We start from the raw sequence: 13229 nt of genomic DNA on the forward strand, positions 1-13229 counted from the left end.
CCCTCCCCTCCCCTCCCCCCCCCCTCCCCCCCCCCTCCTCCTCCCCCCCCCCCCCCCCTCCCCCCCCCCCCCCCCCCCCCCCCCCCCCCCGCCGCTCCTCCCCCCCCCCCCCCCCCCCCCCCCCCCCCCCCCACGGCAGACGCTAATGCTGGCGACAGATGGGTATCAAGCGTTTGACGTCTAACGGGTGAGACTGGCATATGCCGCGGTGACGCGAGGGGCAAAGACCCGACCCCCTGGCCGGGGTGGGCAGGGGGTCGGGGGTGGTCGCGCTGTTCAGGCTCAGGCCAGGTCGTCGAACTCGCCGGCCGCGGCCCCGTCGATGAACGCCCGGAGCTTGGCCCGGCTGGTCCGGATGATGACGCCGGGGTCATCGCTCTCACGGATCAGGACCTCGCCGTCCTTCACCGCCACTTCGAGGCAGTTGCCCTCTGCGTCAGTTGACCTGGAGGACTTGCGCCACTGAATTTCCACTGTTCTCACGCCTTCACACTTGTTGCGCCACCTCGCGAATGAAATCGCGAGACCGTTCTGGGTCGTACGACCGCTCCTCCGTCCGGTCCAGCACCGCGCGATAGTTTGCGAGGCGCGTCTCGGCGTCAAGGAAAGCGGGGCCGCTCGGCGTGTCCGTTTGGACGGTGTCGAGCTGCGGAACGGGCCCGTATGCGTAGAGTGTTGAGCTACCGGCGTTGGGGAACCCGCCCACTGCGAACGGGATCACCCTAACGGTGACGTTCTCTCGCTCGGACTGCTGGAGCAGGTAATCGAGCTGACCCGCCGCGATCTTCGCGCCGCCGAACCTCATCCGCAGAGCGGCTTCATGGATCAAGAACGTGAACTGCGGTTTGTCCTTGCGGTCGAGAACATCACGGCGCCTCATGCGGTGCGACAGCCGGCGCCGGATCACCACGGAGGGAAGCGGGGGTACGGCTTCTTCGAAGACGGCCCGGGCGTAGTCCTCGGTCTGGAGCAGGCCGGGCACGTGCATGATTTGCACGACGCGGATCGCGACAGCGTGATGCTCCATTTCCGAGAGGTCGAGCAAGCCTGCCGAGAGGTCGTCGCGGTAGTCGTCCCACCATCCACGTCCTCGTTCTTCTGCTATGGAGATCAACGCATCGACATAGGTGGCATCCGAACACCCGTAGAAGGTCGTCCAGGCGCGCACCCGTTCGCTGCTCACGCCGAATCGTCCGCTTTCGACATTGCTCATCGTGGTTCGGTCGGTGCTCAGTTGGGCCGCTGCGTCGGTCAGGGAGATTCCGGAGTGCTCCCTGATTTTTCGGAGCTCAGCTCCCAGCCGGCGCTGGCGGGCAGTTGGAGCCTTCCTTGGCGGCATGCGACTCCCCTCCTGTCGGCTCACATCTTGGCCCGTTGTCTCGGGTGAGGTCCACTTGCGTGTGGTGTTTTCCCAAACGGTACAACGGGTTGTACGCGCGTCGCTACAGTCTGGAGTCGCACCGCGTCGTTCCGCGACAAGACCGAAGTGCAGCCGCCGGCGCGCGCATTGGCGCGCGCTGCCTGGGGACGGCCAGAGCCACGGCATGCAGCGCGCGGCGGGGCGCGTGAACTCGTACCGCGTTGGGAGAAGCAGCATGAAGACGAGCGTCTTGATCCCCACCGAGCCTGCGGCGGAGGACGCCCTCACCTACCGGATGGTCGCGCCGAGCCGGCCGGACACACCCCGCATCGCCCGGGACTGGGTGGTGTCGGTCCTGCGTGGTGCCGGGCATCCGCAGCTCACGGAGCGGGCGCGACTGTGCACCTCCGAGGTGGTGACCAACGCCCACCGGCACACGGACACGCGGGAGATCGCCGTGGAGATGGTGCTGTCCGGCGGCCGCGTCACGGTCTCCGTGTACGACTCCGCAGCCGAGAACCGGCCGCCGGACGGGGGTGGCAGCCGGCCGGGCCTGCTCGACACGCACGGCCGCGGGCTCGCGCTGGTGGCGGCGTATGCCGATGACTGGGCGGCCGTGCCGCAGGAGGAGCGGACGAAGGTCGTCTGGTTCAGCCTCGCGACGGATGAGTGACCTACCCAGCTCGGCCCGTCGGCGAGGGGACCTGCTGCTCAGGCTAGGTCGTCGAACTCGCCGGCGGCGGCGCCGTCGATGAAGGCCCGGAGCTTGGCCCGTGTGGTCCGGATGACGACGTCGGGGTCGTCGCTTCCGCGCAGGAGGACCGCGTCGTTCTGCATAGCGACTTCCAGGCAGTTGCCCTGGTCGGCCGACTTGGAGCGCCAGTTGGTTTCCACGTTCCTCAGGCCCTCGTGGCTGTTGCGCCGTCTCGCGGGTGATCCGCGAGACCGTCCCGGACCGGACGGCCGCACAACAGTCTGGGCCCGTATCGCTTCGTGCGGCGAGAGGGCGGCGCCGATGATGCGCCGGCCTACGCCGGCGAGCAGGGCCGCGGCGGCGCAGGGGCCGCGCGGCCGGTCGAGGAGGACCGCCGGGGTGCCGACCGCGCCGACGAGGGTTCCGGCATGGGGTGTGGAAAGCGCTCCGTGCCCATCTCGGCCAGGTGCAGGGCGTGGACCCGCAGCTCGTGCCCGACCCCGCCCACGGTGTCCTGGCAGGGCCGGGTCGGTCTCGCGGGCACGCGCATGCCGGGCTTGCTGCTAAGCCCGCCCCCCGCGACGCCCGGCTGGTTAGGCTGGCCGGGGGCCTACCTGGAGGACAGCATGACTACACAGTCCGACCATCAGGGCGAACTCATTCCGCGTCCTGAGCGCACGCCCGACGCCGTCCGCATTGCCTTGGCCCGCATCGCCCCGCACCGCCTGGACGAGATGGAGAGGCACAAGAACGCCGCTCTCGCCGCAGCCATCAGCAGCAACAAGATCGGCCATGTCCAGCACTGGATCAGCCATTGGGCAGCCGAGGTGGAAATTGAGCGCCGACCGGATCTGTCCGCACGCCGCAGCCGCGCCCTGGCGGCCGTCCAGGGGACCGCAAGCCGTAATGACGCCGCTTTCAGGCCGGCATGGATGAGCTCCGGACTGTGGAGGAAGAGGCTGCCCGGGCGGTGCCGGAGGGAGCTGGAAGTGGGAGTACGTCCCCGACGAGGCGTATGTCCTCGGTGACTCACCGCCCGCCTTCGTCGTAGAGGTCATCAGGAAGGCTGACGAGTTGGTTCGGGCAGCCGAGGCCTTTTACCTCGACGGAACGAACTGCGAGGGAACGAGTCCGAGCGGCGACACTGCGCACGTCGGAGACGGGTTCTTCGTGTATCTCGTCGTGCCGCGCCACGAACGGGTCTACATCCGGCAAGTGACCTGGATCTGAACGGCGGCGGCGCAGGCCTCGCGGAAGCGCACCGGGCCGCCGGGCTACCGGGCCGGCGCGCCGATCGACCCGGCGCGTGATCGGCCCGGGCCGGGTAGGGCGCGGCCGGGCCGGGCGGGTGCCGGGGTCAGAGGACGGCCACCGGGGCGACCGGGGTGCCGACCGCGCCGACGAAGGGTTCCGGCATGGCGGAGAGGAGGAAGGTGTAGCGACCCGTTTCTGCACAGGCTGTGGACAACGTCTCCAGGTTCCAGTTCTGGCCCTGGTGCATGCCCATCTCGACCAGGTGCAGGGCGTGGACCGGCAGCCAGAGGTCCTCGATCTCCGGTGGGAAGACCTCGAAGGTCAGGGTGTCGTTGGCGACGGCCGCCACGTCCCGGGCGTGGAACCACTGCGGGGTGCGGACGGACAGGCCGGGGGACGGGAAGCCGTAGCCGTGTTTGTCCCCGGCCAGGAAGACCTGGATCTGGCCGGTGCGGACGAGGACGACGTCGCCCGCCCGGACGGTCGTCCCGCCGAACTCCTCCGCCTCCGCCAGGTCCTCCGGGGTCACGGCGTGGCCGCCCGGCAGCCGGTCCAGCCCTTTGGCCCGGGCCACGTCGAGCAGGACCCCGCGCGAGACGATCGGGGCGGCCTTGTCGATCCCGCTGAACGCGGCCCGCCCGTGCGCCGTGATGGTGCCGGCGGGGCGGCCGTTGTAGATGCGGCCGGAGTGGGAGACGTGGGTGAGGGCGTCCCAGTGGGTGCCCGCCTGGAGCCCCATGGTCACGGCGTCGTCGCTGCAGGCCACCGTGCCGGGGCCGAACAGCTCCTGGTTGATCTGCACCATCGTGTGCAGGGGGTTGATCCGCCCGGGGATCAGCCCGGCCTGGACGCCGTCCTCCTTGAGCGGGACCGCCAGGGGGACCCGGCGCCCCGTCCGCACCTCGGCGGCCGCGGCCCGGACCACCTCGTCGGTGATCAGGTTCAGGGTGCCGATCTCGTCGCCGGCGCCCCAGCGCCCCCAGTTGTTGACGCGCTTGGCGATCTCGTGGAACTCGGCGGGCAGGGCCACGGTCCATCAACTCCTCGGCCGTGATTGCGGCTGCGGCGGGCTTGTGCGGCGGCGTCCGACTGCCCATAAAATCTAACGGTCCGTCAGAAACCGCGGGAAGGGGTCGGCGTGGGGAACTTCTTGGCAGGCAGGGTCGTGGCGGTCACCGGCGCCGGGCGCGGCATCGGCCGCGCCGTCGCTCTCGGCGCCGCGGCCGAAGGTGCCAGGGTCGTCGTCAACGACTACGGCGTCGGCATCGACGGCGGCGCACCGACCAGCGAGATAGCCGAGGCCGTCGTGAAGGAGATCCTCGCCGCGGGCGGCGAGGCCGTCGCCGTCGCCGACGACATCTCCACCATGGACGGCGGCCAGCGCGTCGTCGACACCGCGCTGACCCGGTACGGACGCATCGACGGCGTCGTCTGCGTCGCCGGGATCCTGCGCGAACGGATGCTGTTCAACATGTCCGAGGAGGAGTGGGACCCGGTCCTCGCCACCCACCTCAAGGGCACCTTCACCGTCTTCCGCGCCGCCTCCGCCGTCATGCGCCGCCAGGGCTCCGGCACCCTCATCGGCTTCACCAGCGGCAACCACCAGGGATCCGTATCCCAGGCCAACTACAGCGCGGCCAAGGGCGGCATCATCTCCCTCGTCCGCTCCGCCGCCCTCGGCCTGCACAAGTACGGCGTCACCGCCAACGCCGTCGCCCCGGTCGCCCGCACCCGCATGTCGGCGAACGTCCCCATGGAGCTCAAGGAGATCGGCGAGCCCGAGGACGTCGCCGCCCTCGTCACCTACCTGCTCAGCGACAAGGCCGTCGCCCCCGGCGGCGAGCGCATCACCGGGCAGGTCTACACGATCGCCGGCCCGAAGATCGCCGTCTGGGCCCAGCCGCGCGAACTGCGCGCCGGATACGCCGAGGGCCCCTGGACCCCCCAGAAGATCGCCGACTTCCTGCCCGGCACCGTCGGCACCGACCCGATGCCGATGCTCGCGCAGCTGGAGGCCATGGCCAGGGCGGCGGCCGCCAAGGACCGCCCCAACGCCTAGAAGGGGCGGCACACCGTGGACTTCAGCTTCGGCGCCGAGGACGAGGAGCTGCGCGGCCGTGCCCGGGCCTGGCTCACCGAGCACCTCACGGGCCCGTACGCGCAGGCCGCAGGACTCGGCGGGCCCGGCAGCGAGCACGAGGGAGTGGGGGCGCGCCGCGCATGGGAACGCGAACTCGGCCGCGGCGGCTGGATCGGCCAGGGCTGGGACGCGCCGCCCGGGACGTACGGGCAGCAGCGGCTCTCGCTGACCGGGCAGGTGGTGTGGGCCGAGGAGTACGCCGCCTCGCGCGCCCCCGCCCGCGTCGGCCACATCGGCGAGAACCTCCTCGCCCCCACCCTCGTCGCGTACGGCAGCCGCGAACAGCAGGACCGCTTCCTGCCCGGCATCGCCCGCGGCGAGGAGCTGTGGTGCCAGGGCTACAGCGAGCCCGGCGCAGGCTCCGACCTCGCGGGCGTACGGACGGCGGCGGTCCGCGACACCGCCGGCGGGTCGTTCCGCGTCACCGGCCAGAAGACCTGGACCTCGCTGGCCCGGGACGCCGACTGGTGCTTCGTCCTCGCCCGCACCGAGCCCGGCTCCCGGCGGCACCGGGGGCTGTCGTTCCTCCTCGTGCCGATGGACCAGCCGGGCCGGATCGAGGTACGGCCGATCCGGCAGATGACCGGGACCTCCGAGTTCAACGAGGTCTTCTTCGACGGGGCGGTCGCCGCCGAGGTCGTCGGCGGGGAGGGCGACGGCTGGACCGTGGCCATGGGCCTGCTGGCCCTGGAACGCGGGGTCTCCACCCTGGTCCAGCAGATCGGTTTCGCGGCGGAACTGGAGCGCGTCCTGGCCGCGTACGTCGGCGCACACGGCGCACACGGCGCATCCGATGCGCCCGGCGTGCCCGATGCCTCCGGCGCGTACGGCGCCGGGGACCCCGTACTGCGCGACCGGCTCGTCCGGCAGTGGGCCGAGCTGCGCACGATGCGCTGGAACGCCCTGCGCACGCTCGGCACCGCCGCCCGGGACGGCGGGGACGGCCGGGACGGCGGAAGCAGCGGGGACGGCGGTGGCGGTGATCCGGGTGCGCCCAGTGTCGCCAAGCTGCTGTGGGGCGGCTGGCACCGGCGGCTCGGCGAGCTGGCGGTGGCGGTCCGGGGCGCGGCCGCCACGGCCGGGCCCGCGGCCTGGGCGCCGGACCTCCCGTACGGACCCGGGCTCGACGAGGACCAGCGCCTGTTCCTGTTCACCCGCGCCGACACGATCTACGGCGGCTCGGACGAGATCCAGCGCAACATCATCGCCGAGCGGGTGCTCGGCCTGCCCAGAGAGGCGCGGTGAAGGCATGAGGGGCGTCGTGTTCGACGGCAAGCAGGCCCGGGTGGTGGACGATCTGGAAGTCCGCGATCCGGGGCCGGGGGAGGTCCTGGTCGCGATAGCGGCGGCCGGGTTGTGCCACAGCGACCTGTCGGTGATCGACGGCACGATCCCGTTCCCCCCGCCGGTGGTGCTGGGGCACGAGGGGGCCGGGGTCGTCGAAGCGGTCGGGGCGGGGGTGACGCACGTGGCGCCCGGGGACCACGTGTCGCTGTCGACGCTCGCCAACTGCGGTGCTTGCGCCGACTGCGACCGGGGCCGGCCGACCATGTGCCGCAAGGCGATCGGAAGGCCGGGGCAGCCCTTCTCGCGCGGCGGGAAACCGCTGTTCCAGTTCGCCTCGAACTCCGCGTTCGCCGAGCGCACGGTCGTCAAGGCCGTGCAGGCGGTGAAGATCCCCGACGACATCCCGATGGCGTCGGCGGCCCTGATCGGCTGCGGCGTGCTGACCGGCGTCGGCGCAGTGTTGAACCGGGCGCGCGTCGACCGGGGCGAGTCGGTGGTCGTCATCGGCGCGGGCGGCATCGGGCTCAACGTGCTCCAGGGCGCCCGGATCGCGGGTGCGACGACCATCGTGGCGGTCGACGCGAACCCGGCCAAGGAGGCCGTGGCCCGGCAGTTCGGGGCCACGCACTTCGTCGACGCCTCTGCGGTCGCGGACGCGCCGGCGGCGGTGAAGGAGATCCTCCCGACCGGCACGGACCACGCCTTCGAGTGCGTCGGCAACGTCCGGCTGATCCGCCAGGCGATCGACCTGCTGGACCGGCACGGGCAGGCCGTGCTGCTGGGCGTGCCCGGTTTCGAGGAGGAGGCGTCCTTCCGGGTGTCGTCGATGTACCTCGACAAGACCGTGATGGGCTGCCGGTACGGGTCCGCGCGGCCGCAGCGGGACATCGCCCTGTACGCGGAGCTGTACCGGAAGGGGCAGCTGCTGCTCGACGAGCTGGTGACCGAGGTCTACCCGGTCGAGGACTTCGCGAAGGCGGCGGACGACGCGAAGCACGGGCGGGTGGCGCGGGGGGTGCTCACGTTCTGAGGCGGCGCACCGGCGCGCGGCGGGGCGGATCGGTGCACGGCCGGTGTGGGTCGGCGCGTGGCAGGCGCGGGACCGCTCCCGCGTTCCCGCGTGCCCGCCCGCGCGGCGCCGTACGTGTACGCCCCTCCGGCCGGCCGGAGGGGCGTAGGGCCGCCGGGACACGCCCGGGGGCGGGGGCGGGGTGGGGGCTGGACAGGGCGGGCCCGGGTCGGGGGCTCAGGCGTCGTCCGTGTCCGCGAGCCGGCCGAAGCGGCCCCGGTGGAACAGCAGCGGCCCCTCGTCGCCGGCCGCGCTCAGTGCCTCCACCCGGCCGACCACGATCAGGTGGTCGCCACCGGTGTGCACGGCGTGGATCCGGCAGTCGACCCAGGCGGACACCCCGTCGAGCAGCGGGGATCCGGTCGCGGGGGAGGGGGAGTGGGCGACCCCGGCGAACTTGTCGGCGCCGCTGACCGCGAACCGGCGGCACAGCTCGCCCTGCCCGGCGCCCAGGATGTTGACGCAGAACGCGCCCGCGCGGGCGATCCGCGGCCAGCTGGTCGACGTACGGCCCACCATGAAGACGACCAGCGGCGGGTCCAGCGACAGCGAGGCGAAGGACTGGCAGGCGAAGCCCGCCGGGTCGTCCTCCCCGTCGCCGGGCGGGGCGGTGACGACGGTGACACCGCTGGCGAAGTGCCCGAGCACGGCCCGGAACTCGGCGGGGCCGACGGGGGCGCGCTCGTCCTCGCCGACGGCCCGCAGGTCGGGACGGGGCAGAACGGAGGGCTCCGGCGCGTGTGCGGCGGAGCCGGGGCCGGAACCCGGTGCGCCGACTGACCTGAGGTATCGGACGACGGTGGCCGCCATCCCTGCGTGTCCCATCACACTGCCGATTGAAACTGACGGTTCGTCAGATGGGAAGGTGTGTGCGCAGGCCGGTACGGGTAGGCCCGCGGCCTCCAGGGGGGTGCGGTGCCGAGGTTCCGCCGAACGGGTGAATCGGCCGGGGCGGTGTCCGCAAGCGGAGCGGCCCCGCCGGGCGGGCTGGGCAAGGTGGCCCCGGACCGCATCCCCGGGCCCGTACGCCCGCCCGGACCGTCGCCCACTCGTACCCGTATCCGTACGCGTACCTGTAGCCGTACCCGTATCCCTGGACCACCCGCAGGAGGAACCGTGCTCGGAACCGACTTCCGCAAGGGCTCGCCCAACTGGCTCGACCTCGGCAGCCCCGACACCGGAGCGGCCGCCGCCTTCTACGGCGCGGTCTTCGGCTGGACCCACCAGTCCGCCGGGCCCGACGCCGGCGGGTACGGGCTCCTCCAGCGCGACGGCAAGACCGTCGCCGGGCTCGGGCAGCTGACGCAGGAGGGCGCGAGGTCGGCCTGGATGGTCTACTTCATGACCCCGGACATCCGGGCCACCGTCGACGCGGTCAAGGCGGGCGGCGGGACGATCCGCATGGAGCCGGAGGACGCCATGGCGGAGGGCTGGCTGGCGCAGGCCACCGACCCGCAGGGCGCGGAGTTCGCGCTGTGGCAGCCGGGGAAGACCGCCGGCTTCGAGGTGGCGTCCGCCGAGAACTCGCTGCTGTGGGCCGAGCTCCACGTCCCGGACCCCGCCGCGGCCTTCGCCTTCTACGGCGGGCTCTTCGGCTGGCGCGGCGAGGACATGCAGACGCCCGGCATGACGTACCGGGTGGTGAGCACCGAGGAGGGCGACCAGAAGGCGGCCTCGTTCGGCGGGATCGCCCCGATGGGCGACGGGGCGGGCGGCGAGAGCGGCGGGGAGCGGCCGCGCTGGGTGCCGTACTTCAACGTCGCGGACGCCGACGCGACCGAAGCGGCGGCGGTGAAGGCGGGCGGGACGGTGCTGATGCCGTCGACGGACGTGCCGGACGTCGGCCGGATCGCCTGGCTGGCGGACCCCTTCGGCGCGGTGTTCGCCCTGCTGAAGCCCAACCCGCAGATGTAGCCGGCGGCGCCCGTCGCCCCGTCCGGTCAGCGGCCCAGGTACTTGGGCGTGCGGCGCTCCACGAAGCTCGCCACGCCCTCCGCGGCGTCGACCGTGGTCATGTTGATCTCCTGAGCGGTGGCCTCCGCGGCCAGGGCCGCCGCCCGGTCGCCGTCCAAGGAGGCGTTGACCAGCTGCTTGGCCAGCGCGAGGGCACGCGTCGGGCCCTGCGCCAGGCGCTCGGCCCACTCCCGCGCGCGGGCCTCCAGCTCCCCGTCGGGGACGACCCTGTTGACGAGGCCGAGCCGCTGGGCCTCGGCCGCCGGGACGGCGTCCCCGAAGAAGATCAGTTCCTTGGCCCGCTGCGGGCCGACCAGCCGGGGGAGCAGGTAGGCGCCGCCGCCGTCGGGGACCAGGCCGCGGCGGACGAACACCTCGATGAAGCGGGCCGACTCGGCCGCCACGACCAGGTCGCAGGCGAGCGCGAGGTGCGCGCCGATGCCGGCCGCGGTGCCGTTGACGGCGGCGATGACCGGCTTCTCGCAGTCGAGCACGGCGGTGATCAGGCGCTGCGCGCCGAGCCGGATCATCCGGGCCACGTCGCCGGCGACGCGCTCGCCGCCGGTGGCGGGAGTGGCTCCGGTGGCGGGCGAGCCGCGCAGGTCGGCGCCCGCGCAGAAACCCCTGCCGGTGGCGGTGAGGACGACGGCCCGGACGGCGGGGTCGGCGGAGGCCTCGGCGAGCAGCGCGATGATGCGTTCGCGCTGGTCCCAGGTCAGGGCGTTCATGGCTTCGGGGCGGTTGAGGGTGATCCACGAGACCCCGTTGTCAGTGCGGTGCCGTACCAATGTGTCGAGGGGGCGTGTCGCCGCTTCGGGTTCGGCTTGGGGGGAGTCGGTCATGGGGGAGCAGCTCCGGTTCGGGGTGTGGACGGGACGGGCCGCAGGGGCCGTACGGGCGGTCGTGAGGCTCGCGCGCACGGTGCCCGATCTGCGCGTCGCACCACGGAACTCGCACGGCCTACGGGACTTGCGCGGCTCACTGGGCTTACCGGGCTTACCGGGCTTACGAGGCTTACGGGGCGGGCAGGACCTACGGGGCCCGGGCGGGCTCCGCGCCCCGACGCCGGCCGTCGGGGTGCCGCCGCCGGCGGGGGCACCGCCGGCAGGGGCGGTGGCGGCGGGGGCGATGGCGAAGGCGGCCGTGTCAGCGGCAGACAGCCAGGGCGTCCAGGGCCACGGCTCCCTGCCCGCGCGGGAGCACCATCAGCGGGTTGATGTCCAGTTCCGACAGGACGCCGCCCAGCTCCAGCGCCATCCGCTGCACCCGCAGCACGACCTCGACCAGCGCGTCGGCATCGGCCGGGGGTGCTCCCCGGACCCCGTCGAGCAGGGCCCGGCCGCGCAGTTCGGCCAGCATCGCCCGGGCCTGGTCCTCGCCGAACGGCGGCACGCGTACCGCCGCGTCGTGCAGCACCTCGACCAGCACCCCGCCCAGCCCCACCGTCACGGTCGGGCCGAAGAGCGCGTCCTGGGTGACGCCGACGAACATCTCGACGCCGCGCTGCACCATCTGGCAGACCAGGATCCCGTCCAGCGGGATGTTCTCGTACCGCGCGATGTCCGTGAGCTCCCGGTAGGCGTCCCGGATCTGGCTCGCCGAGGTCAGCCCGACCTTGACCAGTCCCAGCTCCGTCTTGTGCGCGAGTTGTGGGCCCGAGGCCTTCATCACCACCGGGTAGCCGACCAGGCCCGCCGCGCGGACCGCGGCGGCCGCGCTGGTGACGAGCTGCTCGCGCGGGACCCTGATCCCGTAGGCCCGCAGCAGCTGTTTTGCCGCGTGCTCGCTGAGCTGCTGGCCCGGGCGCATCAGCGCCTGCGCCTTGCGGTACGAGGGGGACGGGGTCCGCGGGGCGTCGGCGAAGGGGGACCGGTAGCCGGTGGTGAAGCGGTGGTGGTCGAGGTACGCGCGCACGGCGGTGATGCAGTTGCCGAAGGTGCGGAAGGTGGCCACGCGGGAGGAGCCGAGCAGGGTGGTGCGGTAGGCCTCCTCGGTGCCGACGGGCGAGCCCCAGACCACGCAGACCAGCTTGTCGGTCTCCTCGGCGGCGGCCACCAGGTCCTGGGCGAGCCGGTCGCTCATCGGCGGGAAGGGGCCGGTGATCGGGCAGATCAGCACGCCCACGGAGGGGTCGGCGAGGATCGCGTCGATGATCTTCCGGCCGCGCCAGTCGCCGACCGGGTGGCCGCCGTTGTCGATGGGGTTGGCGACGTTCAGGTAGTCCGGGATCCACTGGTGGAGCTCGTCCTGCTTGGCCCGGGAGAGCGCGGGCAGGTGCAGGCCGGCCTCGGTGGCGAGGTCGGAGAAGTGGGCGCCGGTGCCGCCGGAGATGGAGTAGACGACGACCCCGTCGGCCTGGGGCGGGCGGGCCCGGGCGAGCAGCGCGGCCGTGTCCTGGAGCTCGTCCAGGGCGTCGACGCGGATGACGCCGAACTGGCGCATCGCGGCGTCGACGACGGCGTCGGCGCCGGTCAGCTTGCCGGTGTGGGAGGCGGCGGTCCGGGCGCCGGTCTCGGTGCGGCCCACCTTGACGGCGACGACGGGGACCCCGTTGCGGGCGGCCCGGTCGGCGGCCAGGAGGAACGACCGGCCGTCCTTCAGGCCCTCCACGTAGCAGGCGATCGCGCCGACCTCGGGCTGCTCGGCGAAGTAGGAGATGAAGTCGGCGGTTTCGAGGTCCGCCTCGTTGCCCGTGGGAGCCCAGTGGGAGAGCCGGATGCCCAGCTCCTGGAGGGTGTACACGGGCCGCCCCTGGTGGCCGGACTGGGTGATCAGCGCGATGGCCGGGCCCCGGAGGTCGTCGCGGAACTCCTGGAAGGCGTTGAGGTTGGTGTTGGGGCCGAGGAGGCGAAGGCCCGATCGCCGGACCGCGGCCGCCAGCCGCGCCTGGGCGGCAGCCCCGGTCTCGCCGGTCTCGGCGAAACCGGAGGCGAAGGCGACGGCGAACTTCACCTTGGCCTCGGCCAGTTCCTCGATCACCGCGACCGGGTCGCCGACGAGCAGCACCGCGAGGTCCACCTGCTCGGGCAGTGCGGCCACGGACGGGTGGCAGGGCAGCCCGAAGACGCTGGTGCGGGTGGGGTGCACGGGGTGGATACGGGCGCCGACGCGCTCCGCCCAGGCGATCAGCTGCCGGGTGATGCCGGTGTTGGGCCTGCCCTCGGCGTCGGACGCGCCGATGACGGCGACGGACTCGGGTCGGAAGAACCGGTCCAGGTCCGGCACCTCGGCGTCCAGGGGCCGTCCGCTCACGTCCAGGGCGACCGCGTCCTCGGCGGAGGCCGGGGCGGTGGAATGGACGGCCTCCCGGGGGGTTTCCCCGCAGGCCTCGACGCGCGCGCGGAAGTCGGTGGTCAGGGTGCCGTGAGTAGATCCAAGCATCGCTTCGCCCGCTCCCTGCTCGATGGACGACCAGCCTCGAAGGCGATTACTGACGCGTCGTCAGATTCCCGCCGTGACCCAGACTACTGAA

13 protein-coding genes are annotated in these 13229 nt (G+C 72.9%); 6 read left to right on the top strand and 7 right to left on the bottom strand.

Annotated features, from left to right (window positions below; genetic code table 11):
- Window positions 1-282 precede the first annotated feature (282 nt).
- Window positions 283-474 carry a DUF397 domain-containing protein gene (locus tag ACZ4VL_RS29240; protein WP_468205799.1) on the bottom strand — a complete coding sequence of 64 codons (192 nt, stop codon included), beginning with the start codon at window positions 472-474 and terminating at the stop codon, window positions 283-285.
- A 13-nt stretch (window positions 475-487) separates the two neighbouring features.
- Window positions 488-1339 (bottom strand): helix-turn-helix domain-containing protein, encoded by an 852-nt coding sequence (locus ACZ4VL_RS29245; RefSeq protein WP_468205693.1) that lies wholly within the window; start codon window positions 1337-1339, stop codon window positions 488-490.
- A 256-nt stretch (window positions 1340-1595) separates the two neighbouring features.
- Between ACZ4VL_RS29245 and ACZ4VL_RS29250 the strand changes: the two genes are divergently transcribed.
- Window positions 1596-2033, top strand: a complete 438-nt coding sequence (locus ACZ4VL_RS29250; RefSeq protein WP_468205696.1) for an ATP-binding protein — start codon at window positions 1596-1598, stop codon at window positions 2031-2033.
- A gap of 38 nt (window positions 2034-2071) precedes the next feature.
- Here the strand turns inward: ACZ4VL_RS29250 and ACZ4VL_RS29255 are convergent, their stop codons facing one another.
- Window positions 2072-2254: a DUF397 domain-containing protein gene (locus ACZ4VL_RS29255; RefSeq protein WP_468205698.1), complete on the bottom strand. Its 183-nt coding sequence runs from the start codon at window positions 2252-2254 to the stop codon at window positions 2072-2074.
- 426 nt (window positions 2255-2680) lie between these two features.
- On the opposite strand from ACZ4VL_RS29255, the gene ACZ4VL_RS29260 reads away from it, so the two are divergent.
- Window positions 2681-3082 (top strand): hypothetical protein, encoded by a 402-nt coding sequence (locus ACZ4VL_RS29260; RefSeq protein ID WP_468205699.1) that lies wholly within the window; start codon window positions 2681-2683, stop codon window positions 3080-3082.
- 329 nt (window positions 3083-3411) lie between these two features.
- Here ACZ4VL_RS29260 and ACZ4VL_RS29265 read toward each other — a convergent pair whose 3' ends face one another.
- On the bottom strand, window positions 3412-4338 hold the full coding sequence (locus tag ACZ4VL_RS29265) for a cyclase family protein (protein ID WP_468205702.1): 927 nt from the start codon (window positions 4336-4338) through the stop codon (window positions 3412-3414).
- A gap of 108 nt (window positions 4339-4446) precedes the next feature.
- On the opposite strand from ACZ4VL_RS29265, the gene ACZ4VL_RS29270 reads away from it, so the two are divergent.
- From ACZ4VL_RS29270 to ACZ4VL_RS29280, 3 genes are read left to right on the top strand one after another with little or no spacing between them, the layout of a single operon-like run.
- Window positions 4447-5367, top strand: coding sequence for an SDR family NAD(P)-dependent oxidoreductase (locus ACZ4VL_RS29270; protein ID WP_468205705.1), 921 nt, complete (start codon window positions 4447-4449; stop codon window positions 5365-5367).
- 15 nt (window positions 5368-5382) lie between these two features.
- Window positions 5383-6693 (top strand): acyl-CoA dehydrogenase family protein, encoded by a 1311-nt coding sequence (locus ACZ4VL_RS29275; RefSeq protein WP_468205708.1) that lies wholly within the window; start codon window positions 5383-5385, stop codon window positions 6691-6693.
- 4 nt (window positions 6694-6697) lie between these two features.
- Window positions 6698-7765 carry a Zn-dependent alcohol dehydrogenase gene (locus ACZ4VL_RS29280; RefSeq protein WP_468205710.1) on the top strand — a complete coding sequence of 356 codons (1068 nt, stop codon included), beginning with the start codon at window positions 6698-6700 and terminating at the stop codon, window positions 7763-7765.
- 216 nt (window positions 7766-7981) lie between these two features.
- On the opposite strand, the gene ACZ4VL_RS29285 is transcribed toward ACZ4VL_RS29280, so the two are convergent.
- Window positions 7982-8614, bottom strand: a complete 633-nt coding sequence (locus ACZ4VL_RS29285) for a flavin reductase family protein (protein WP_468205802.1) — start codon at window positions 8612-8614, stop codon at window positions 7982-7984.
- A 306-nt stretch (window positions 8615-8920) separates the two neighbouring features.
- Between ACZ4VL_RS29285 and ACZ4VL_RS29290 the strand changes: the two genes are divergently transcribed.
- Window positions 8921-9718, top strand: a complete 798-nt coding sequence (locus tag ACZ4VL_RS29290; RefSeq protein WP_468205712.1) for a VOC family protein — start codon at window positions 8921-8923, stop codon at window positions 9716-9718.
- A 26-nt stretch (window positions 9719-9744) separates the two neighbouring features.
- Here the strand turns inward: ACZ4VL_RS29290 and ACZ4VL_RS29295 are convergent, their stop codons facing one another.
- Window positions 9745-10599: an enoyl-CoA hydratase/isomerase family protein gene (locus tag ACZ4VL_RS29295; RefSeq protein ID WP_468205715.1), complete on the bottom strand. Its 855-nt coding sequence runs from the start codon at window positions 10597-10599 to the stop codon at window positions 9745-9747.
- Between the two features lie 304 nt (window positions 10600-10903).
- Complete coding sequence (locus tag ACZ4VL_RS29300) at window positions 10904-13138, bottom strand: acetate--CoA ligase family protein (protein ID WP_468205718.1); 2235 nt, start codon at window positions 13136-13138, stop codon at window positions 10904-10906.
- Between the last annotated feature and the right edge of the window lie 91 nt (window positions 13139-13229).

The sequence above is a fragment of the Streptomyces sp. NPDC029014 genome (genome assembly GCF_055564695.1).